The sequence below is a fragment of the Cellulomonas jepli genome (assembly GCF_047229345.1).
Lineage (GTDB): Bacteria > Actinomycetota > Actinomycetes > Actinomycetales > Cellulomonadaceae > Cellulomonas_A.
Window position 1 is genome coordinate 1 of sequence record NZ_JBFTER010000087.1, and the last position, 21981, is coordinate 21981.

Annotated in this window: 20 protein-coding genes, 1 pseudogene and 1 riboswitch; of the genes and pseudogenes, 11 read left to right on the plus strand and 10 right to left on the minus strand. The window is 76.2% G+C overall.

From position 1 onward, the window contains the following. Positions 1-882, plus strand: a pseudogene (locus AB6N24_RS17385) (hypothetical protein); the annotation flags it as partial. 32 nt (positions 883-914) lie between these two features. On the opposite strand, the gene AB6N24_RS17390 reads toward AB6N24_RS17385, so the two are convergent. Then, complete coding sequence (locus AB6N24_RS17390; RefSeq protein WP_412870646.1) at positions 915-1712, minus strand: transglutaminase-like domain-containing protein; 798 nt, start codon at positions 1710-1712, stop codon at positions 915-917. A 148-nt stretch (positions 1713-1860) separates the two neighbouring features. On the opposite strand from AB6N24_RS17390, the gene AB6N24_RS17395 reads away from it, so the two are divergent. From AB6N24_RS17395 to AB6N24_RS17425, 7 genes are all read left to right on the plus strand, one after another. Beyond that, positions 1861-2871, plus strand: a complete 1011-nt coding sequence (locus tag AB6N24_RS17395; RefSeq protein ID WP_412870647.1) for an LLM class flavin-dependent oxidoreductase — start codon at positions 1861-1863, stop codon at positions 2869-2871. A gap of 364 nt (positions 2872-3235) precedes the next feature. Beyond that, complete coding sequence (locus AB6N24_RS17400; RefSeq protein ID WP_412870648.1) at positions 3236-4144, plus strand: hypothetical protein; 909 nt, start codon at positions 3236-3238, stop codon at positions 4142-4144. Between the two features lie 198 nt (positions 4145-4342). Further along, a riboswitch (SAM riboswitch) is annotated at positions 4343-4444 on the plus strand. A gap of 262 nt (positions 4445-4706) precedes the next feature. Next, on the plus strand, positions 4707-5414 hold the full coding sequence (locus AB6N24_RS17405) for a hypothetical protein (protein ID WP_412870649.1): 708 nt from the start codon (positions 4707-4709) through the stop codon (positions 5412-5414). Beyond that, positions 5404-6633, plus strand: coding sequence for a TOMM precursor leader peptide-binding protein (locus AB6N24_RS17410; RefSeq protein ID WP_412870650.1), 1230 nt, complete (start codon positions 5404-5406; stop codon positions 6631-6633). Before AB6N24_RS17405 ends, AB6N24_RS17410 begins: the two co-directional genes overlap by 11 nt. Further along, positions 6608-8065, plus strand: a complete 1458-nt coding sequence (locus tag AB6N24_RS17415; RefSeq protein WP_412870651.1) for a YcaO-like family protein — start codon at positions 6608-6610, stop codon at positions 8063-8065. The genes AB6N24_RS17410 and AB6N24_RS17415 overlap by 26 nt, the downstream gene beginning before the upstream one ends. After that, positions 8062-9018: a SagB/ThcOx family dehydrogenase gene (locus AB6N24_RS17420; protein ID WP_412870652.1), complete on the plus strand. Its 957-nt coding sequence runs from the start codon at positions 8062-8064 to the stop codon at positions 9016-9018. Before AB6N24_RS17415 ends, AB6N24_RS17420 begins: the two co-directional genes overlap by 4 nt. A gap of 53 nt (positions 9019-9071) precedes the next feature. After that, on the plus strand, positions 9072-9788 hold the full coding sequence (locus tag AB6N24_RS17425) for an SOS response-associated peptidase (protein ID WP_412870653.1): 717 nt from the start codon (positions 9072-9074) through the stop codon (positions 9786-9788). 40 nt (positions 9789-9828) lie between these two features. Here the strand turns inward: AB6N24_RS17425 and AB6N24_RS17430 are convergent, their stop codons facing one another. The 5 genes from AB6N24_RS17430 to AB6N24_RS17450 form a co-directional block, all read right to left on the minus strand. After that, positions 9829-10353, minus strand: a complete 525-nt coding sequence (locus AB6N24_RS17430) for a DUF1990 domain-containing protein (RefSeq protein WP_412870654.1) — start codon at positions 10351-10353, stop codon at positions 9829-9831. After that, positions 10337-10939 carry a P-loop nucleotide/nucleoside kinase family protein gene (locus AB6N24_RS17435; RefSeq protein WP_412870655.1) on the minus strand — a complete coding sequence of 201 codons (603 nt, stop codon included), beginning with the start codon at positions 10937-10939 and terminating at the stop codon, positions 10337-10339. Before AB6N24_RS17435 ends, AB6N24_RS17430 begins: the two co-directional genes overlap by 17 nt. Before the next feature lie 51 nt (positions 10940-10990). Then, the gene (locus AB6N24_RS17440) at positions 10991-11698 is read right to left on the minus strand and encodes a DUF6325 family protein (protein WP_412870656.1); all 708 of its coding nucleotides are present in this window, start codon (positions 11696-11698) and stop codon (positions 10991-10993) included. A gap of 286 nt (positions 11699-11984) precedes the next feature. Next, on the minus strand, positions 11985-12362 hold the full coding sequence (locus AB6N24_RS17445) for an SHOCT domain-containing protein (protein WP_412870657.1): 378 nt from the start codon (positions 12360-12362) through the stop codon (positions 11985-11987). 136 nt (positions 12363-12498) lie between these two features. Continuing rightward, on the minus strand, positions 12499-12705 hold the full coding sequence (locus AB6N24_RS17450) for a DUF8691 family protein (RefSeq protein WP_412870658.1): 207 nt from the start codon (positions 12703-12705) through the stop codon (positions 12499-12501). Between the two features lie 253 nt (positions 12706-12958). On the opposite strand from AB6N24_RS17450, the gene AB6N24_RS17455 reads away from it, so the two are divergent. After that, positions 12959-13462: a DUF1269 domain-containing protein gene (locus tag AB6N24_RS17455; RefSeq protein ID WP_412870659.1), complete on the plus strand. Its 504-nt coding sequence runs from the start codon at positions 12959-12961 to the stop codon at positions 13460-13462. Between the two features lie 24 nt (positions 13463-13486). Here the strand turns inward: AB6N24_RS17455 and AB6N24_RS17460 are convergent, their stop codons facing one another. After that, positions 13487-16102 (minus strand): LuxR C-terminal-related transcriptional regulator, encoded by a 2616-nt coding sequence (locus tag AB6N24_RS17460; RefSeq protein WP_412870660.1) that lies wholly within the window; start codon positions 16100-16102, stop codon positions 13487-13489. A gap of 309 nt (positions 16103-16411) precedes the next feature. On the opposite strand from AB6N24_RS17460, the gene AB6N24_RS17465 reads away from it, so the two are divergent. Next, the gene (locus tag AB6N24_RS17465; protein WP_412870661.1) at positions 16412-19003 is read left to right on the plus strand and encodes a LuxR C-terminal-related transcriptional regulator; all 2592 of its coding nucleotides are present in this window, start codon (positions 16412-16414) and stop codon (positions 19001-19003) included. Between the two features lie 122 nt (positions 19004-19125). Beyond that, entirely contained in the window at positions 19126-20427 is a 1302-nt protein-coding gene (locus AB6N24_RS17470) for an AI-2E family transporter (protein WP_412870662.1), read from the plus strand. On the opposite strand, the gene AB6N24_RS17475 is transcribed toward AB6N24_RS17470, so the two are convergent. The 3 genes from AB6N24_RS17475 to AB6N24_RS17485 all read right to left on the minus strand — a co-directional run bounded on the left by AB6N24_RS17475 (position 20424) and on the right by AB6N24_RS17485 (position 21821). Beyond that, on the minus strand, positions 20424-20852 hold the full coding sequence (locus tag AB6N24_RS17475; protein WP_412870663.1) for a hypothetical protein: 429 nt from the start codon (positions 20850-20852) through the stop codon (positions 20424-20426). The two genes, AB6N24_RS17470 and AB6N24_RS17475, sit on opposite strands and share 4 nt — an antisense overlap. Before the next feature lie 3 nt (positions 20853-20855). After that, positions 20856-21353, minus strand: coding sequence for a DUF1269 domain-containing protein (locus tag AB6N24_RS17480; protein WP_412870664.1), 498 nt, complete (start codon positions 21351-21353; stop codon positions 20856-20858). A gap of 120 nt (positions 21354-21473) precedes the next feature. Beyond that, complete coding sequence (locus AB6N24_RS17485) at positions 21474-21821, minus strand: hypothetical protein (RefSeq protein WP_412870665.1); 348 nt, start codon at positions 21819-21821, stop codon at positions 21474-21476. Positions 21822-21981 lie beyond the last annotated feature (160 nt).

The following is a 21981-nucleotide window of genomic DNA, read 5'->3' on the forward strand; positions in this document are numbered from 1 at the left end:
GAGCGAGGGTCCTCGCGCGGCGGCGGGCGCCCCGGGGACACGGGCGGGCCCGGCGGACCGCGCTGGGCCGGGAACGGCGACGGCCCGCGGTGGCAGGGCGGTCAGGGCGGCGGCGGACGACGCGACGGCGCACGTCCCGGCGGGGGCGGACGCGACGACCGCGGTGACTGGTCGGGGCGCTCCGACGGCCAGCGTCGACCGGGCCAGGACCGCGGTGGACGGCCCGGCGGGCGAGGCGACCGGTTCGCGGAGGACCGGTTCCGCGACGACCCGTACCGGGACGACCCGTACCGGGACGACCCGGGCCCGGGCGAGCCGTGGGACGACGGCGGCGCAGGCGGCGGCCCCACGGAAGCACCGGCGCCGGGTGCGCGGCTCTCGCGCCCGGACCCCCGGGACCCCGTGGTCCGCACCGAGCGGACGGCGCTCGAGGTCGTGCTCCAGTACCCGCACCTCGTCCCGCCGGACTTCGACGACCTCGGCGCCGACGCGTTCAGCGTGCCGGCCTACCGCGCGGTGCACGAGGCGGTGCGCGCCGCGGGCGGCATGGTGTCCGCGCGCGAGCTCGTCGCGGCCAGCGCGAGCGGCTCGTCGGGCGCGTGGGTCGAGGCGGTGAGCGAGCAGGCGTCGTCGATGGTCGTCCCGCTCGTCACGGAGCTCGCGGTCGCCCCGCTGCCCGAGGACCGGCCGGACGCGCTCGCGTCGTACGTCCGCGACGTCGTCGGCAAGGTCGTCGAGCTGGGCGTGACGCGCGCGATCGCCGACCTCAAGGGACGGCTCCAGCGCATGGACTCCGCGAGCGACCCCGAGGGCTACCAGCGGGTCTTCGCCGAGCTCATCGCGCTCGAGAGCCGCCGCCGGATGCTGCGCGAGAGCGCCTGACCGGAGCCCGCCGGTCGCGCGGCGCTCAGCGCTCAGCGCAGGACGGTGAGCGTGTGCCCGTCGTCCGTCGGGAGGTCGCCCTGCGACGTCGCGGTCACGGTGAGCGCCCGGAGGTTCACCGCGCCCTGGTAGTTCGACAGGAACGCGGTGTCGGTCGCGTCGCGCCCGGTCGCGATCCGCAGCATCGTCGAGCGCGGCGCGAGGCCCGTCGCGTCGACGAGCTGCCACGCCCCGTCGACGTACGCCTCGACGACCGCGTGGAAGTCCATCGGGCGGAGCCCGGGGGCGTACACCGACGCGAGCCGGGCCGGCACGTCCTTCGCGCGGAGCAGCGCCGCCGTCACGTGCGCGAAGTCGCGGCACACCCCGCGCCGCTTGAGCAGCGTGTCGGTCGCGCCGTCGGTGGGGGAGCTGGACCCCGAGACGTACGACAGGTTCCCCCGCACCCAGGTGACGACGGCGTCGAGCAGCTCGGCGCCCTCGAGGCCCCGGAACTGGTCCCGGGAGAACGCGAGCAGGCGGTCCGACTCGGCGTACCGGCTCGGCCGCACGTACTCGACGAGGTCCGCGTCGACGACCGTGGGCGGCTCGGCCTGCCCGGCGACCGTCGCCCGGTAGTCGATGACGACCCGGCCCACCGGGGCGTGGACGCGGTGCAGCCGCGCGCCCTGGTGCGTCTTGATCTCGAGCGCGTCGAGCGGGCCGTCCTCGTGCGTCACGGTGAGGTGCTCGGTGCGGTCGTAGGCGCCGTCCGCGACGGCAACGGCGAGGTAGAGCTCGGCGGGCCCGCGCACGTCGAGGGACAGGTGCGAGGTGACGGTGCGCAGCACGGACGTGGGTCCTCTCGGGGGGTCTCGGGGGGTGTGCCGAGCGGGGATCGGGGGGCGTGCACGTGAAGTGTGAGGCCGCGCCGACGTTTGCGCCAGTGGCCTTCGCGGCGTCCGCGGAGGGGCCGCCCGACGTGCCAGGATCAGCCGCGTGACCTCCTTCGACGAGACCGCCGACGACACCGCGACGACCACCCCGCCGGGCGCCCGGGACGACCTCCGCGCGGTCGGCGTGATGCTCCCGCGGGACCTCCCGGCGGAGGGCTTCACGCGCTTCGCGCGGCGCGCCGAGGAGCTCGGCTTCGACGAGCTGTGGGTCGTCGAGGACCTCGAGTTCCGCGGCGGGGTCGCGCAGGCCGGGGTCGCGCTCGCGGTCACCGAGCGGATCCGCGTCGGCATCGGGATCCTCCCGGCGGCGGCCCGCAACGTCGCGTTCGCCGCGATGGAGGTCGGCACGCTCGCCGAGCTCTTCCCCGGGCGCCTCGACGTCGGCGTGGGGCACGGGATGCCCGGGTGGATGCGCCAGGTCGGCGCGTGGCCCGCGAGCCCGCTCACGCTGCTCGACGAGCACCTGACCGCGCTGCGTGCGCTGCTGCGCGGGGAGCGGCTCGACGCGCACGGGAGCCACGTGGACGTCACGGGGGTGCGCCTGTCCTCCCCGCCGCGGGTCGTCCCGCGCCTGCTCGCCGGCGTGCGTGGCCCGCGCTCGCTCGCCCTCGCCGGCCGGGTCGCCGACGGCACGGTGCTCGCCGAGCCGGTCACGCCCGAGTACGTCGCCGAGGCGCGCCGGCACGTCGCCGCGCCGGGGGAGCACCGGATCGTCGGCTACGCGGTCGCGGCGGTCGACGCCGACGCCGGTGCGGCGCGCGCGGCGGTGCGCCCCGGGCTCTCGGCGATCGGCGAGGCCGACTGGGCGCCGCACCTCGCGCCGCTGCCGTTCGCGGCCGACTTCGCGGCGCTGCGGGACGCGTGCGCGAGCGGCGCGGAGCTCGCGCAGCGGATGCCCGACGCGTGGGTCGACCAGCTCGCCGTGACGGGGACCCCGGAGCAGGCCCGGGCCCGGATCGCCGCGCTGCACGACGCGGGCGTCGCGTCGATGGTCCTGATCCCGGTGGGCGCGGACCCGTTCGCCGCGCTCGACGCGCTCGCGGCGGTGCTCTGACACGAGCGCGCGGTACGGCGCCCGCCTCCTCCGGGGGACGGCACGCCCGGCGCACGCGACGGGCTCGCGGGAGCACTGCAGCGAGTCCCTCGAGACCCAGGCGCGCGCCGGCCGGATGCTCCTCGACGGCGAGCCGGTGCCCGTCGCCCCGGGCGAGACCCGACGCGGCGACGGCTGAGGGCGGGCCCGGGCGAGAGAGACGCACGAACGGCTCAAGGTTCACCCGCAGGCGCCGATGAACGGGTGAGAAGCGTGACGGTGAACGCCGACCACCCGCCACCCTGCCGGTACCGAGCCGACGGGTGACGCGCGTGGCGCACGGGGGTGCGTGGGCGTGCCGGCTCGCCCGAGAGTAGGGACCCAGATGAGCACCGACGACACCACCGCGCGCGGCACCACCGCACCCGACGCCGCGACGCCGGACGTCTCGCGCCGTCGGCTGCTCCGGATGGGCGGCATGGCCGTCGCCGGGGCCGCCGCCGCGACGGCGATCGGCTCGACCCCGGCGTCGGCCGCCGCGGGCGACCCGGTGCTCGCCGGGCGTGCGAACGACGCCGGCACGTCGGGGACCCGCCTGACCGCGACGAGCACCGCACCGGCGCTGTCGCTCGCGAACCCGACGGGCGCCCAGCTGCGGCTCGAGCCCTCCGACGCGACCGGCTGGACCCCGCAGGTCGGCGAGATCAAGAACACCGCGGCGGGCCCGCTCATCGGTCTGGACCGCGACGGCACCGGCGTCGAGCGCGGCTACCTCGTGACGAACCTCGACCTGCAGGACCTCGTCTCGTACCTGCCGATGATCTACGCGCCCGCGCCCAAGCGGGTGCTGGACACCCGCTCGGCCGCGGGGCGCGCGTCGATCGTCGGCCGCACCGCGGGCGCCCTCGACGCCGGCGGTCGCGTCACCGCCGGCGCGACGATCGACGTCGCGGTGGACGCCGCGACGGGGGACCTCGACGTCGCCAGCATCTTCGTCAACCTGACGGTCACGATGGGTGCCGGGCTCGGCCACGTCACCCTGTTCCCGCACGGCGTCGCTCGCCCCGACACGTCGACGATCAACTTCTACGCGAACCAGGACCTCGCCAACTTCGCGGTCACGGCCGTGGGGATGCTCGAGGGCCGGCCGACGATCCGCCTGTACGTCACGAGCACCGTGCACCTCATCCTCGACGTGACCGCGGTCTACGGCTCCTTCCCGGTCGCCACGACGGGGGCGGGTGCGGCGCGCAGCCCGCTGCTGCCCGAGCTGCGGGTCGACGGCCAGGGCTGACACCGCCGGGTCGGCGCACGGCGCCGGCCCACCCGATCCACCCGACCCCGGGCGCGTCGACGCGCCCGGGGTCGCTTCGTCGTGCCCGGTTCACCGCGCGTGACCGTGGACAGGCAGTCCAGCACCTGAGCATCCCCGCGAAGCGGTCGACCGCTCACGTGGTGCTGTTCTCCGCACCACCGTCCCTGGACCGAGGTAGGTCATGAGCTCCTGCGCGCAGCCTCGGCTGGCGCAACGGCAACCCTCCGCACGGCGGGGTGCCCCGGGCAAGGACCTGGTCGTGGACCCCGACCGCACCTTGAGGAAGCCCGTCGGTCGTTGACCCGCGTGGTGCCCGGGAGAAGCATGGGACCACCACCTGCACCGGCGCACCGCGGCCCCCACGGGCCGACCCGGAGCCTCCGCAGGCGCGACCCGCACACGACCGTGTGCCCGGGGGCTCCGGCGAGACGCCGCGAGCCTCACGCACCGCGCCCCGCGACCCGCCGAGCACGTCATCCGGCCCGCCGCCCGCACGGCGCACCGACCCCGCAGGCGCGTGGATCTCGGAGGGGGAACCACCATGGCAGCCGTCGACACCGTCCAGCACCTCGGAACCGAGCACGGGTACCGGTTCTTCGAGAGCGTCCTCGAGAAGTCCGACGACGCCCGCACCCTGCACGGCGAGCTCACCGCGCTCGGGCTCGAGGCGCAGCCGGAGCGCACCCAGCTGTTCTCCGTGTTCAGCCCGGACAGCCTGCAGTCCATCGCCATCTCGGTCACGCCGTTCAGCAGCAAGGACCAGACCCAGGAGGGCGGGCTGAGCGTGTCCGAGGGTGGGCACGCGCAGGCCGTCGTCGTCGACATCAAGGACCGCACCACGATCGCCGCGTTCGAGCACCTGGCTCTGCAGGACGGCCAGGTGGTCCGCTCGAAGCACGACACCGAGGAGCTGACCCGGGGCCGCGAGGGCGGCAAGGGCCGTGCGTCGGACGGGTACATCCGCGAGCTCGCGGAGCGCGTGGGCAAGGTGCCGGCCGGCCGCCACCTCGTCGAGATCGAGGCCCGTCAGGTGCGATCGCTCGCGAGCGTCTCCTACAACACGCTGCTCGGCGACGACTTCTCCCAGTCGGTGCACGACAAGGAGGAGATCACCGCGCTCCAGGGCAGCACACGGCTCGTCGCCGAGATCGGGCTGTTCGTGCTGTTCCGCACGTCGGGGTCGGCGTGCTGCAGCTGCTCGTGCTCGTGCTGGGGATCGAGCAGCTGCAGCTGCAGCTATGCCGGCTGAGGACGGGGACCGCCCGGTGCGCGCGGACGACCGGCTGCGCGTGCCGGAGCGGTTCACGGTCGTCCCGGCGCCCGACGGGTCGTTCCGCCTGCACTCGCTGACCTTCTCGCTCGAGCTGCGCGGCGGCCGGGGGGACCTGCTCGGGCGCCTGCTCGCGCTGCTCGACCGCGAGCGCTACTGGGCCGAGGTGCTCGCGGCGTTCGAACCGGACGACCGTCCCCGGGTGACCGCGGAGGTCGACGCGCTGCTCGAGCGGGGCGCGCTCGAGGTCGTGCACGACGTGCCCGGGCTGACCGCGGCCGAGCGCCGGCGCCTCGCACCGCAGATCGCGTTCTTCTCCCACTTCGTCGCACCGGAGCGGGAGGGCGCGGCGGACGACGGGACGGGCGAGGTGCTCCCGCGGTCCGGCGAGGAGTACCAGCTCCTGCTGGCCCGGAGCACCGTCGTGGTCGTCGGGCTCGGGGCCACCGGCTCCGCGGTCGTGCGGGCGCTCGCGGTCGCGGGCGTCGGGCGGGTCGTCGTGTGCGACCCCGGCACGGTCGATGCCGGGGACCGGGCCTCGGACGGGCTGCTCGGTGGGGCGCCCGTGGGCGAGCCCCGCGCGGCGGTCGTGCGGCGGCGTGTCGAGGACCTCGGGACCGGGACGTCGGTCGAGCCGGCCGACCGGCCCGGGGACGTCGACGGGTGGGTCCGGCTGCTCGACGGCGCGGGGTGCGCGGCGCTCGCGGAGGACTCCGCCGACCCGCGCACCTACGAGCTGGTCAACGAGGCGGCGCTCGTCACGGGTACCCCGTGGTCGAGCGCGCGCCCGGCCGGCTTCGAGGTCCACGTGGGCCCGACGGTGCTCCCGCACGAGACCGCGTGCTGGACGTGCTTCGAGCTCCGTCGCCGCAGCAACGTCCCGGACCTCGCCGAGCTCGACCTCGTGGACCGGCACTCGCGGGTCGCCGGACTACGGCCGGAGCACCTGCTCGTGAGCCCGGCGGCGGCGCTCCTCGCGCTCGAGGTCGTCAAGGTCGTGACGCTGTTCACGGCGCCTGCGTCCTACGCGCACCTGCTGAGCCTGAGCCTCGTGAGCGGGACGACGCGGCTCCACCCGGTGCTGCGCGTCCCGCGGTGCCCCGCCTGTGGGCGCCCGGCGCAGGCCCGGCCGACCATCCACGTGTGGCAGCGCAGCGCGGGGGAGGACGCCCGTGACCGGGACGCTGTCGCACGCTGAGCCGCTCCCCGAGCCGGCCGTCGAGCCCGCACGCGCCCGTGCCGTGCGCGCCGGCGAGGTGCCGGGCGCAGGCCCGGGGTCACGCCGCGGGTCGGCGGCCGGGCCGTCGCGCGCGGCCCCGTCCCCCGTGGACGACCTCACGGGGCTCGTCCGCTGGGTGCTCGACATCCCGACCGAGCCGGGGGAGCCGACGATCTTCAACGCGTCCGTCAAGATGGCCGCGACGACCGTCTACAGCGAGCACCCGTGCTACGACAACAACGGAGGGTCCGGCCTGACCGCGCAGGACGCGCGCGGGGCCGCGCTCGGCGAGGGCCTCGAACGCTACTGCTGCTCGGTGTACGACCACGGCGACCACCTCGTCGGCTCCTACGACGAGGTGTCACGGACGCACCCGGCGGTGCGCCCCGACGACCTCGCGCTGTTCCGCCCGCACGTCGGCACGGCACCGGGCACCGCCCCGGGGACCGCGCACGCGCGCGACGTGCCCCTCGCCTGGGTGTGGGCCTGGCGCCCGCTCGCGCGCAGCGCGGTGCTCGTCCCGGCGTGCCTCGTCTACATGCCGTACTTCCCGGGCACCCCGGACGAGGTGGTGCTCGCGCCCGCGGTGTCGACCGGGCTCGCGTGCGCCGCGACGGTCGACGACGCCGTGCTGCGCGGGGTGTGCGAGGCGGTCGAGCGGGACGCGTTCATGATCACGTGGATGAACCGCCTGCCGGTCCCGCGCGTCGACCTCACGTCGCACCCCCGCCTGCGCCGCGTCTACGAGGAGCGCCTCGCGCGCGACGGGCTCGAGTACCTGCTCGTGCGGACCACGACCGACCTCGGCGTCCCGAGCTTCCTGTGCGTGCTCCTGGACCACCGGCGCTCGCCCACGATGATCTCCGTGGGCGGCGCGGCCGGGCTCGACCCCGTCCGGGCGGCGACCAAGGCGATGACGGAGGCGGTGCAGACCCGCGAGTGGGGCAAGTTCCTCGGGGGGCCCGAGGGGCGAGCGCCGTTCGCGGCGGAGTACGACGACGTCCGGGACTTCGAGGACCACGTGCGCCTCTACGCCTACGGCGACATGGAGCACGCCGTGGAGTTCCTGCGGACGGGCCCCCTCGTGGGCGTCGACGAGGGGGTGCCCGCGGGCTCGTCGACCCCCACGACCGGCCCGCGCTCCGTCGCGGCCGACCTCGCGACCGTGCTGGGGCGGCTCGACGACGCCGGGCTCGACGTCCTCACGCTCGACCTCACCACGACCGACGTGGCCGAGGCGGGCTACCGCGTCGCGCGCACGATCGTCCCGCAGCTCCAGCCGCTCGACGCCGACCACCGCCTGCGGTTCCTGGGCGGGCGCCGGCTCTACGAGGCCCCGGTCCGCATGGGGTACCGGACTGCGCCGTCGACCGTCGCGGACCTCAACCCCGTGCCCCATCCCTACCCATGACGGCAGGTGACCACGTGATCGGTGCGGCGGGCGAGGGGGACGCGGACGACCGCGCGTTCGAGACGTACCACGAGGCCAGCAAGCAGCGCCGGCACGACCTCGCGTTCGCGCAGCGTGTCTACAGCCTCGGCGCGAGCCCGGTGTTCCACGACGTCGCGTCCCGGACGTTCAAGCGGTACCCCGGCGCTGTCGTGACGCGGCTCCCCGAGGTCGAGCCGCTCGCGGTCCCCCTCGACGAAGCGGTCGCCCGGCGCCGGTCCACGCGCGCGCTCGACCCGGAGGCGGGCGTGACGCTCGGGCAGGTGTCGCGGCTGCTGCACCTCGCCGACGGCATCACGGGCACGCTGCACCTGGCGCGCGAGGGCCTGGACCAGCCGGTTCGCGCGGTGCCGTCGGGCGGTGCGCTGTACCCCGTGGAGACGTACCTCGTCGCGGAGAGCGTCGACGGCCTGGACCCGGGGCTCTACCACTACGCCCCCGAGCCGCACGCGCTCGAGGCGCTGCGCCCCGGGCCGGCGTCGGCGGAGCTCGTGCGAGCGACGAGCGACCCGGTGTTCCGTTCCGCTGCGGCGACGGTGGTCCTGACGGCGGTGCTCGCGCGCCCGGCGTTCAAGTACGGCGAGCGCGCGTACCGGTTCGCGCTCCTCGAGGCGGGTCACGTGTGCCAGAACCTCCTGCTCGGCCTCGCGTCCGCGGGTCTCGCGGGAGCGCCGTTCGGCGGCTTCCTCGATGACGAGGTGCACGGGCTGCTCGACGTGGACGGGGTCGACGAGGTCGCGCTCTACCTCGTCGCGCTCGGGCACGCGGCCCGGCGACCCGCCGCCGCCCCGCCACCGGGCGTCGACGACCTGACCGAGCGGCTGCTGCGCTCGCTGGGTGCCGGTGCCGGTGCTGACCTGGACCGGGACTCGGACGCGCGCGCGTCCGGGGACGGCCACGCGGACGGGCGGTGACGGGACGCCCGCGTCGCCGAGCGGACGACCGGTGGGTGCGGGAGGGTGGCCCCATGTGTGGCAGGTACGCGAGCGCGCGCCGGGACGCCGACATCGCCGGCGCCCTCGCGGTGCAGGAGATCGTCGACGACGAGACCGCGCCGTCCTGGAACGTCGCGCCCCAGCAGGACGTCCGGGTCGTGCTCGAACGCACGCCGCGCGGCGCACCCGAGGACGCCGAGCCCGTGCGCCAGCTCCGGCGGGTGCGATGGGGCCTCGTGCCGGCGTGGGCCAAGGACGACGAGGTCACCAAGGTCGGCGCGCGGATGATCAACGCGCGCTCGGAGTCGCTCACCGAGAAGCCTGCGTTCAAGCGGGCCGCGGCGAAGCGCCGGTGCCTCGTCCCGATGGACGGCTTCTACGAGTGGCGCAAGAACGCGGACGGCAGCAAGACGCCGTTCTTCCTGCACGCCGGCGGCGACCTGATCGCGGCCGCGGGGCTCTACGAGCTGCGCCCGGACCCGGGGCGGCCGGGGGAGTGGCTGTGGACGGCGACGGTCGCGACCCGCGCGGCCACCGACACCCTCGGCGAGATCCACGAACGCTGCCCCGTGCTCGTGACGCCGGACCAGGTCGACGCCTGGCTCGACCCGCACCTGACCGACCTCGACGCCGTCGCCGCGCTGCTCGCCGCGCTGCCCGAGCCGCACCTCGAGCCGCGCGAGGTCGGCCGGGCGGTCGGCAACGTCCGCAACGACGGCCCGCACCTCGTGGAGCCGGTGGCGGGGTAGCGCAGCGCGCCGGCGACGCGCTCCGGGCCGCGGCGGGGCGTCACGTGACCAGCGCGCGCAGGTACCGGCGCGTGACCGACCGCTGCGCGGCCCGTGCGAGCGGGGCCCCGACGCGCGTGTACCAGCGGCCGGGCCGGGAGAAGGCCACGACATCGAGCCGGACGACGTCCTGCGCGTCGACGGTCACGACGAACGCCTCCTCGCCGCACTCCGCGTGACCGGTGAGCGTGCCGTAGGCGAACCCGCGCCGGTCCGGGTCGTCGACGAGCGCGACGACCCGGCACGGCACGCGCACGACGACGGGCCCGAGGGACGCCCGGAGGTCGACGTCGAGCCCCGTGGCGGCGGGCGGCGTCCCGGGGTCGGGGACGATCCCGGCGCGTCGGTGCAGGTCCCAGCCGACGACGGCGGCCGCCGAGCGCTCGAAGAGCGCGCGTCCCGTCCCCAGCACGACGCGATGGCGCTCGTGGTGGTAGCCGGTGGGCAGCGCGTCCGTGAGGGAGGCGCCGACCTCGGGGTAGGTCAGGGTGCGGCTCGCGTGCCGCACGTCAGGCGCGACCGACATCGGTCGGCCCCGAACGCGGCTCCGTCGATCGCGCTCGACCGGCGTGCAGCGCCCCGGCCCGGGCGAGCACCGCGTCGGCCAGCTCGGCGGGCGTCAGCCGGTCGGAGCGCAGCAGGAGCGTCCCGGACGGCTGGCGCCCGGCGGCGGTGACGGCCTCCGCGAGCGGAGGCAGACCCATCGCGACGGCGCCGGGCTCCCACCCGGGGCTGTCCGGGCGCAGCGCGCGCGCCCGCGCGTCCAGCCGCTCACGGAGCACCGCGACGTCCGCCTCGAGGAAGACGTGCAGGACGTCCTCGCCCGCGTCCGCGAGCCCGCCGAGGATCTCGTCGCGGTAGGCGTCCCGCACGAGCGACATCGGCACGACCAGCGTCTGCGCGTGGTGCCGGCGCAGCGACAGCGCCGTCGCGACGACCAGCTCGCGCCAGCTCGGCAGGTGCTGGAAGTCGCCCCCGGCCGGCAGCCACCTCCACAGCAGCAGGCCGACGTCCTCGGGGTCGTACACGAGCGCGTCCGGCAGCCGTCCGCGCAGCTCCTCGGCGAGCGTCGTCTTGCCCGAGCCGAAGGCACCGTTGAGCCAGACGATCACCGGCTCACGGTAGCGGCGGCCCGCGACGCCGGGCGTCGGCCGGCGTGGGCGTCAGTTGCTCGCCGAGGGCGGGTGGAGCTGCCCGGGCACGAGCGGGAACGGGACCAGGTGGTGCGCGAGTGCGGCCGCCTCGACGTCCCGAGCGGCCGCCACGAGGGCGCGCGCCCGGCGGCGCTCGAAGACGACGAGGACCGCGGACGTCCCCGGGGTGAGGTCGCGCGCCATCGCCGCCACGTCGTCGCCCCGCACCGTGCCGGGCTGCGAGACCGCCAGCTCCTGGACCCCCGCGACCGTGCTCACCTCCTCGACGGGGAGGACCTCCAGCTCGTCGCGCGTGCGGCGGCGCACGACGACCACGTCGATCAGCCCGAGGCGGCGGTCCGCGGCGAGGCGTGCGAGCTCGGCGGTCACCGCGGCGGGAGCGCGCTCGCCCGAGAACGCCAGCGCCACGAACTCGACCGGGCCGTGGCGCTCGCCCGCCGTCGCGCGCGGGGCCCTGACCGGCGGTGCGGGCCGGCGAGCGGCGGCCGGCGTCGCCGTCACCGGGGACCGCCCGGCTCCTCCGCGGTGGGAGAGCCGCAGCAGGAGCGAGCCGAGGAGCGGCTGCAGGCCGCCCAGCACGACCGTGAGCGCCACGACGGTCACGACGAAGCCGGCCGGCGTCACGGTCAGGTCGCCGTCGAGCAGCCAGGCGGCCCCGAGGAGGCCCGCCGCGGCCGCCACCAGGTGGACGAGCGCGCGGACCGCGACGCGGGTCACGGCGTCCCCTCCGGGCCTCGGCGTGGCGCGCGCGCGGGAGCTCCGCCGGCGGGGGAAGGCCCGGGTGCGGTCGCCGCTCTGCGCCGTCGGCGTTCCTCGTCGGCCTCCCGCAGGAGCCGTGCCGTGTACTCCTGCGTGACGCCGGAGAGCCGGCCGGCGCGCGCCGGCGCGAAGCCCCCGCGCACCGCCGCCCCGCCCGTCCCCTCGGCGTCGCGCTCGAGGTGCTCGGGCCGGCCGGCCCTCCGGAACCCCCACACCGTGCGGCGCCCGTCCCCGGTCGCCACCGTCACGCCAGCGCCTTGGCCTTCAGGGCGTCGAACTCGCTCGGCGTGATCGCACCGCTGTCGAGCAGCTGCTTGCCCGTCGCGATCTGGTCCGCGGGCAGCGGGCGCGCCGCGACCTGGCGGATGTAGGCGTCGGTGTCCTGCTGCGCCGCGCGAGCCGACGCCATCGCCCGCTCGCTCATCCCGCGACCACGGGCGACGAGGTAGATCAGCGCGGCGAGGAACGGCGCGACGAACAGGACCACGACCCAGAGCGCCTTCCAGCCGCCCGCGAGGTCCTTGTCACGCACCAGGTCGGCGAAGATCTGGAACATCACCATCAGGTAGGCGATGAAGAAGAAGCTCCACACGAGCAACCAGAAGAAGTCCCAGAAGTCCACGACCTGCCTCCTGCCACGATCGGATCGCGCCGGACGGCGCCCGGCGAGCACGAGCGTCGTCCGCCGGCGCCGCGCTCCGCCTCACCCGAAAGTCGCGAACGGCCCAGGTGCCGCTCGCCGGCGGCGCGCGGGCCGCTCAGCGGTCGTCGGGGATCGTCACGACCTCGACGATCCCGACCCCGAGCTGCGCGAGGTAGTTGAGGATGCCCTGGAGCTCGCCCTGGTCCCGGACCGCCCCGGTGAGCGTCGTCTGCATCACCTGCACGGTGGGCGTCAGGTGCGGGAACGGCGCGAGCATCTCCGCCGAGATCTCGGCGCTCACCCGGATCAGCATGCGTGGCATCGCGCTCCCCTCGCCGGCGTCCGGCCCGCGGTCCGTCGCCCTGTCCGACCTCTCCGGCGACGCGGCGTCCTCACGCGGCATCGGCATCGACCGTAGATCCGGGCGGTCGGGTGCGTGTCACCCGGGTCGGGTGAAGGCCCGGGGAGCCGGGGTCGGCTCATCCGCGGCGGGGGATCGTCGGGCGTGAGCGGTGCTGCACGCTTCGAGAGGGGGGGTCGACCGCCCGCTGGAGCCGGTGCGAGGGGAGGACCCCGTGGTCAGTCTCGTGGCGCTGCAGTACGACGACGTGGGAGAGGCGTCGCGTGCCGCGGCCCGGGTGGTGCGCCAGGGGGACCCGGCCACGCCCGCGGGTGGCTCGCCGCTGAGTACCGGCGGGCTCGCGGTGGCGTGGTGGCGGTCCCGGGCGCCCAGCCCGAGCTTCCGGCCGCTCACGACGCCGGGGAGCCCGCACGTCGGCCCGGCGTTCTGGGGGCTGCTGTTCGGGACCGTCTTCTACCTCCCGCTCATCGGTGCCGCGCTGGGCCGCACGACCGGGACGGACTCCGACCTGCTCGCCGACCTCGGGATCGGGGACACCTTCGTCAACCGGCTCCGCGACCAGCTCGTGCCGGGGACGTCCGCGCTCGTCGTGGTGTGGACGCAGCCGGACACGGTCTCGCTCCTCGCGCTCGGCACTGCGCACGACCGCCACCTCGCCCTGGTCGCCGGGCTCGACGACGCCCAGCAGGCGGCGCTGTGGGAGGTGTTCGGCGCCTGACGGTGCGGGCAGCGCGGCCGCGTGTCACCCGCCGGGCGGGAGCATCCCGAGCTGCCGGGCCGCCCGGAGGGCCTGCGCGGAGCGCTCGACACCGAGCTTGCGGTAGAGCGAGCTCACGTGGGTCTTCACGGTGTTCGGGGTGATGAACAGCGTGTGCGCGACCTCGGTGTAGGACAGGCCCTCCGCGAGCCCACGGAGGACCGCGAGCTCACGCCGGGTCAGCGCCCCGCCGGCCGGCTCGACGGACCGGGGCTCCGCCGACTCGGGCGCGTGCCCGGCCCGCTGCAGAGCGGCGAGCGCGTGCTGCGCGTAGGGATGACCGTGCGGGTCGTCGGCCTCCCGCCGCAGCGCCTCCGTGAACGCCGGGCCCGCCGCAGCGGCGATCGTGAGGCGGTGCACCGCGCCGGTGGACCACACCCGGCTGAGCAGGTCCCGGAGCGGTCGCTCCACGTCGTCGGGCTGCGTGCTCGCGGTGAGCAGCACGAGGCAGGCGGCGGCCGCCGTCCCGGTCACCGGATGGCGCGTGGGCCGTGCGGTCAGCGACTCGAACGTCCGCCGTGCACCGACGAGGTCGCCCGCGAACATCGCGACGACCCCGTCGAAGACGTCGGCGTCCTGCTCCTGGCCGAGCTCGCGCAGCGCGTGCACCTCGGCGCGGACGCCGGTGACGTTCTGCTGGGCCACGTGGACCTCGGCCGCCACCACGTGCACGAACCGTGCGAGGAAGGGCGGCAGGTCACGCCGCAGCACCGAGCGGCCGGCCAGCACGCGCCACGCCTCGTCGAACGAGCCTTCCTGCGCCCACAGCCTCGCCCGGAGCAGCTGGCCCAGCACCTGCACGAGCGGGTCGCGGTCGTCGGCGTCGCGCCGCTCGGCCGCGTCGAGGTGGCGCCGGGCGAGGTCCGGCTCGAGCCGCTCGAACGCCACCCAGGCGGCGGCGACGTCGGCCCGGGCCACGTAGAGGGCGTGCGAGCCTGGCGGCGCGGCGAGCGCGAGGCACTCCTCGGCCGTCGAGGCGGCGGCCTGCAGCGCGCCGTCGATGAGTTCCGCGACCGCCCGTGACGCCAGCGCCGACGCGCGGATGTGCACGTAGTCGGTGCCGGCGACGAGAGAGGCCGCGCGCTCGAGGTGCAGCGCCGCCTCGCCGACCGCCTCGGTCCACAGGAGCACCGCCCCGAGCTCCACGGCGAGCCACGCACGCCGGGCGAGGGAGAGCTCGGGGTGCACCTCGAACGACGCGCTGTCGAGCAGGAGCGTGGCCGTGCGCACGGCGGACGTCGGGTCCACCCAGCCGTGACGGGCCGCCCAGAGGTCGAGCAGCGCGAGGTCGGCCTGCAGCCGGGCGGTGCCGCGGGACGGGCCGCCCCCGGTGGGCGACGGCGACCGCTCGACCGCCGCCTGCCCCACCTGCAGCGCGCCCTCGATGTCGCCCGCGGCGCGCAGACGGAGGGCCTCGACCGCCAGGAGGGACGGGTTCTCCGCACGGGTCGACTCCGGCAGGAGCAGCCTCGAGGGTGTCAGGCGGTCGCCGTGGCCGAGCGCGATCACCGCCGGGCCGAGCTCCACGACCGTGCGGGTGATCACGTCGGCGTCGCGGGCCGCGAGCGCGTGGTCGACGGCGTGGACCGGCCGGCCGAGCTGCGCGAAGTGGCGCGCGGCGCGTGCGTGCGCCTCGGCCACCAGCACGCCGCCGGGCGCACCGGACTGCGCCAGGTCGTCGAGGTGCCGCTGCAGCACGGGGTGGACGCGCCATCGGGGCGCCCGGCCGGCGCCCAGGCCGGCGCCCACGTCCACCGTCACCAGCCCGGCGCCGAGGAGGGCGCTCAGGTCCGGCTCGGGCAGCCCCGTGAGCGCGGCGGCGTCGGCTGCGTCGAACGAGCGGGCCGCCGAGAGCGCGAGCACGGTGGCCCGGCTCTCGTCCGACAACGACGCCACGGTCTCCTCGAGGAGGTGCGCGCCCGTGGGTCCCCTCGCGAGCACGCGGGCGAGGTCGCCTGCCGTCGCGTCCCTCAGCGTCCCGAGCTCGCGGACGCCGCCCGCGAACAGCCCGACCCACCCCTGCGTGACCTCGAGCAGCTCGCGGACGTCGCGGGCGGTCGCCCGGGGGCAGCGCTCGCGCGCGATCTCCGTCGCCTCGGGAGCGGTGAGGGCGATCTCCGCCGCGGTGAGGACCTGGACCCGGTCGCGGGTCGGGCCGGTGCCCAGGAGCGCGGTCAGCGGCCCGCGCGACATGACCACCACGTGCACCCGGTGCGGGTCCCGGCACGCGAGGTCGACGAGCTCGCGTGCCCGGCCGTCCCCGGTGGGCGCGGGATGGTCGATCACGTACACCACCGGTCCCGGCGCGGACGTGCGGAGGCCCGGACTCCGGACGGGGGACGGCACGCCGCCGGACCCGACCGGCCTGACCAGGTGCGCGCCGTGGATCGCACCTCCGTCGAGCGCGCCCTGCGTCCAGCGGGAGACGAGCGCCGACTTGCCGGAGCCGGGAGGCCCTTCGAGGTGGACCACGGGCACGGTGAGCCACGCGTCGAGCAGCCGTTCGAGGCGCGGGCGCGAGGTGGCGCCCTGCCGCCCCGCACGCTGGAGGTCCGTCGTCCCGGGCGTTCGTGCACGCCCCGTGCCCGAGCCCGTCCGCATCGCTCCCGCCCCCTCCGGTCCGCCCGAGACCGCCGGACCTGCTGATCCCCCCGGCCCGTCCTCACCCGGAACTCACCTGTCCGGGTGAGGTCGGCCCCCGGCGCCCGCCCTAGCGTGAACGCCACAACGCCATACCGAGCGCCTGAGGCTGAGGTGCCACACGTCTACGGCCAGAGGACGTCCCATGCCCTCCTTCCAGCAGGTTAGGTCCGCGCGAACACGCACGTCGACGACCGCACCGATGCGCCTTCGGGCGGTCGTGCCACGGCGCGCCCGGGCGTCCGCCGCCCCCGGCCGCCGGGGCTCCCGGTGACCGCCGAGGCGGGCACCCGCAGCCTTCCCGGCACGCACCGGCTGCCGACCCTGCCCCGCACGTTCCTCGCCCGCAGCCGTCTGTGGGAGTGCCTCGACGACGGGGCGCGCGGGGCTCTCACGACCGTCACCGCGCCGGCCGGCTCGGGCAAGACCATGGGCGTCGCCGGCTGGCTGCAGGACCGGTCCCGGCACGACGCACGCGCCGTGCCACCCACGTGGCTCGACGCGGCAGGCCCGCTGACCAGCGCGGAGCTCGCTGCGGCGCTCGACCGGGCCGCGGACGCAGCCGACGAGGCCGGGGACTCGCGCGACGGGGTCGGCATCGTCGTCGTCGACAACGCGGAGCGGCTCGAGCCCGCGTGCGTCGCGCTCGTCGACGACGCGCTGGACCGCGCCCCGCAGCGGATGCACCTCGTCCTGCTCTCCCGCTGGGACGTCCCGTTGCGACGCCTCGTGCCCGCGATGCTGGGCCTCCTCACGGACCTGCGCGGTGACGTCGTGCGGCTCGACGACGACGAGGCAGCGGCGCTCGTCCGGCTGCACGCCCCGGACGCACCCGAGAGCGTCGTCCGCCGGATCCTGGACCAGGCCCAGGGGTGGTGCGCGGTCGTCGTGCTCGCGGCGCGAGCCGCGCGGGCCGCGGGGCTGCGCGCGGCGTCCCCGCTCCGGCCTTCGACGCAGGGGCCGCTCGTGAGCGACCTGATGGCGCGCGAGGTGTTCGCCTCGCTCTCCCCGCGCGAACGTCACGTCCTGCTCAGCATCTGCCACGAGCCCAGCGTCACGGCGGCCGACGCGTGCCTCGCCGCGAACGAGCCGCGCGCGCTCGACGTGCTCGAGGCCATGGAGGAGACCGGCCTGCTCGTGCAGCGGGACGTCGCGACCGAGGCCGAGGGCGGCGCGAGGTTCCGCGTGCACCCCATGCTGCTCGACGTCGTGCGCCGGCGCTTCGTCACCGGTGGTGTGGACGTGCAGCGTGCGCAGGCGACGATCGCCCGCTCGAGCGACGTGGAGCTCGCGCGCGGCAACCTCGGCCGGGCGCTGGAGCTCGCCGCGGTCGGCGGCGGCAGCCGCGCGAGCGCGTTCGTCGGTGAGCACGGGCTGCTGATGGTGCTGCGCGGGGACCACGCGCGGATCGCGGCCCTCGCCACGTCCGCGAGCACGGCACTGCGCGCGGAGCCGTCGGCGAGCCTCGCGCTGGCCGTCGAGCGGTGGTTCGCCGACGACGCGGTCGGCGTCGGGCAGTGGCTCGAACCGCTGCCCGAGCCTGTCGCGGGGGACCTCCGGGCCGAGGCGGGCTCCGCGATCGCCGGCCTGCTGCGGGCGTCGCTGGGCCTCGAGGCCCTGGGACCGGCCACCCGCACGGCGGTCGCGCTCGCGCAGACCCGAGGGGGCTCGCTCCAGCCGGGGTACCGCGCGCTGCTGCTCACGCTGATCGGCAGCGCCCAGACCTGGCTCGGCGACCTCCGGGACGCGGAGAGCAGCCTCAGCAGCGCGATCCTCGCGGCGCGCAGCGAGGGAGCGGGTGCGCTGGAGCACGTGGCGATGGGCAACCTGGCGCTGACCGAGTACCTGCGGGGGAGGGAGCCGGGGTCGGCCGGGCTCGTGCGGCTGCTGTCCGAGGGAAGCACGCTGCCGTCCGTCGGCGGTCCCGCGGCGGTCACGGCGCTGCTCGCGAGGATGCACACCGAGCCGTGGACCTTCGTCGACCCAGCGGCACCGACCGAGCTGACGGCGCCCCTGTCGTCCGGGCTGGCGGGAGAGTTCTGGGCGTGGGTCGCCCGGGCGCGGTCGCTCGCGCTGCGCGGCCGGGCCGTCGAGGCCCAGGTCGTCCTCGGCACGCCCGCCGGTCTCGCGCTGCCGCGGCACCTGGACATCGTGCTGGAGGTCGAACGCGCGCTGCTCGCCGTGGTCAGCGGCGACGTCGACCGGCTCCGGGAGAGCGCGGACGCGCTGCACCGGCTGGACGCGCCGGACGACGAGGCGCTGGTCCGGGGGTTCCTCGCCGCGTGCCGCGGTGAGCTCGGTGCGGCGGCGCGGCTCCTCGAGGCGGCGGCGTCGGGCGCCGACCGCGGTCAGCCGGACACCGTGACCCTCGCGCTCGTGGCCGGGGCGCAGGTCGCCGACGCGCTCGGCTCGCCGGCCGGCGCGGACGTCCTGCTGGCCGGCGCGCTGCGGCGTGCCGAGCACCGGGGGAGCGCGTACGCGTTCGTCGGGTGGCTCGGCCACGCCACGCCCGTCCCCCTCCTGCTGGCCCGCGCGACGGCGGGCGGCGCGTCGACGTGGGTGCAGCACCTCGCCGACGGGCTCGCGACCGCCGGTCCGCTGAGCAGCCGCGTGTCGTTCCTCTCCCCGACGGCGCAGGAGACGCGCTCGGCGACGACCCTCGTGGCGACGCCCCCGCTGACCTCGCGCGAGCGCGACGTGCTGCTGCACCTCGCGCGCGGCGCGACCTACGAGGACATCAGCGCGACCCTCTTCGTGACGACCAACACGGTCAAGACGCACGTGACGAACCTCTACAAGAAGCTCGGGGCCCGCACCCGGAGCGAGGCGCTCGCCGCGGCACGGAGCCAGTTCCTGCTCTGAGCAGGCCGGACGCCGCCCCGGGGCCGGGCGGCACCCGCCCGGCAGGCTCACCCGGAACGGCGGATCTGGCGCGGGCGCGGGCGGGCGACGCTCGGAGCCGGAGCAGAGGACGAGGTGCCCGCATGCCGATCCGCCGTGCCGCACGACCCCCTCAGGAGCTCGCGCCGACCCGGGCGCCCGTCGTGCCGCTCGCCGGTGGGCCGCCGCGCGTCCCTCGCTGGTTCTTCCCGCTGCTCGCCGGGGCCGTCGTCGCCGTGTGGGCGGGCATCCTGCTCTGGCGCGCCGCCACCTCGATGGGCACGGTCTTCACGATCGTCGCCATCTCGTGGTTCCTGTCCCTCGTGCTCGACCCGCTCGTCGGCGGCCTGGTGCGCCGGGGGTGGCGCCGGGGACCGGCCACCGGGGTGGTCGGGCTGCTCTCCCTGATCGGCGTCGTCGCGGTCGCGTGGGTCTTCGGGGACCTCTTCGTCGAGCAGCTCGTCGCGCTCGTCGCCGGCATCCCCGCCGTCTACGCGGCCCTCCGGGAGGCGGCGAACGTCCAGCTCGGCGTCGTGCTCCCCGAGGCGGACGAGTTCGTGACCGGTGTGCTGCAGCGCTGGGGTGACGACGTCGCCTCGGCCGTCCTGGGCCTGGGGGCCTCCGTCATCGGCGCGCTCGTGACCGCGAGCTCGGTGCTGCTGGTGACGTACTACATGACGGCCGCCGGCCCGCGGCTCCGCGCCGCGATCTGCCGGACCCTCACCCCCCGGCGCCAGGCCCAGGTGCTCACGCTCTGGGGCATCACGCAGAGCAAGGTCTCCGACTTCATCAACTCGCGCATCGTCCTGGCCGGGCTGTGCACGGTCTTCACCGGCGTCTTCCTGACGATCGTCGAGGTGCCGTACGCGCTCCCGCTCGCCCTGTTCACGGGCGTGGTCTCGCAGTTCGTGCCGACGATCGGGACGTACATCGGCGGGGCCGTGCCCATCGCCGTCGCGCTCGTGGAGAGCGTCGGTACCGGCGTCGCGGTGCTGCTCTTCGTCATCTGCTACCAGCAGCTCGAGAACCTCGTCTTCTCGCCCCGTATCGCGAGGTCGACGATGGAGCTGGACCCGGCGGTGTCGTTCCTCGCGGTGCTCTCGTTCGGGGCGGTGTTCGGCGCGCTCGGGGCGTTCCTCGCGCTGCCGGCGGCCGCCACCATCCAGGCGGTCGTGACCACGTACGGCCGGCGGCACGACCTCATCGAGTCGGCGATGCTCACGGAGCCCGCCGTCCGCCGCGAGGTCCGTGCCGCCGCTGCTGCGGCCGCTGCGGCGGACGGCACCGCGACGGCACCGCAGGACGCGGCACGGCCGGAGCCCTCCACCAGGGGGATCGTCTCCCGGTGGAGGGCTCGGCGTGCCGCGGCGGCCCTGCGGCGTGCGGAGGCGGGCCAGGAGGCCTAGCTCGTCGCCGTCGCGCAGTCGAGCTCGTCGACGAGCGACGACAAGGCCTCGCGCACCCCGTCGGCACCCGTGCGGAGCGACTCGACGGCCTCGGTCACCGTCGAGTCGGAGTCGATGCCGTCGATCGCCTCGCCGAGCTCGATGCGCGCCTCCTCGACGTCGTCCGCACGGTCCTCGGCGACGTCCTGCGTCTGCTCGCGCAGCTCCTCGGCCGCGGCGTCGACGTCCGCCCGCGCGTCCTGGATCGAGTCGATCGTCGTGTCCGGCGTGAGCGTCGCCCGCAGCTCACCGAGCGCCGCGTCGAGCTCGTCGCTCGCCGCGCACGCCTCGTCGACGTTCTGCTCCGGGGTCGGGCTGCTGCACCCGGAGAGCGCGAGGGCCACGCCGCACGCGAGGACGGCGACGGCGCCGGGCAGGCTCCTCATCGGTCAGTCCTCCGCGGCGAAGGCGTGCTGGAGGCGCTTCTCCTCCTCCGCCGAGAGGTTCGTCGTGATGAGCTCCGGGTGGAGGCCCTCGCTGCGGAACGCGTCGACGACCTTGTCGGACACGGTCGCCGAGGTCAGCACGAAGATCGCCGACGTGCCGGGGACGACCTGGTCGCGGACCGACCTGATGAAGTCGTCGTTGATCCCGATGTCGGTGAGCGAGCCGGCGAGGGCTCCGGCGGCCGCGCCGATCGCCGCGCCCAGGAGCGGGACGAAGAACAGGAGGCCGAAGAGCATGCCCCAGAAGGTGCCGTTGAGCGCGCCCAGGCCGGCCGGGCTCGTCCCCTGCCGGGTCTTCGGCTTCTTCGCGCCCTCCTCCCAGGACACGGTCGCCGAGTCGTGCACCTGGATGAGCTCCTGCTTCTGGAGCGACAGCAGCAGCTGCTGCGCGCGCGTCGCGTCCTCCGCGTTGCTGAACTTCCACACGCTCAAGGTGGCCATCGTGACTCCCAGGTTCGGATCGGGTCTGGACACGGCCAGCCTGGTCGTCGGCGACGGGACGTCCTTCACCCGGGACGTACGAGTTCACCGACGCGGCCAGGAGGCCGGCCGCTGCGGCTTTCAGCTCGCACGGTGCCCGTCCGCGGCGTCCCACAGGCCCGAGGGGGTCGCGGTCCCCGCAGGGGGCACGGCCCCGGCGGGGACGGGAGACCGGGAGGTCGTGCGCGGACCGTGCGTCGCGCGCCACGCCGCGGTCGACCGGTCACCCATGCCCCGGCCTCGCGCGACGAGGTAGACGAGCGCGGAGAGGACCGGGGTCACCACGAGCGCCACGACCCACAGCGCCTTGCCCCAGCCGCTCACGCCCGGGTCACCGACGAGGTCGGCGAGGATCCGGTAGAGCAGGAGGAGGTAGACCAGCACCGCGTAGCTCCACACCAGCAGCCAGAAGAGGTCCCAGAAGCTCACGCGCGGCCTCCCGCTCGTCAGGCGCGGCGCCGCCGGCCCGGCGGTCCCTCCCAACGTCGCGCCCCCCGGCGGCGGTCGCCTCACGCGGTCCGGGTGAGTTCCCCCCGCGAGCCGGCCGCCGACCGCCGGCGCTGCCGCCGGTCGGGTCATCCTGCCGGGG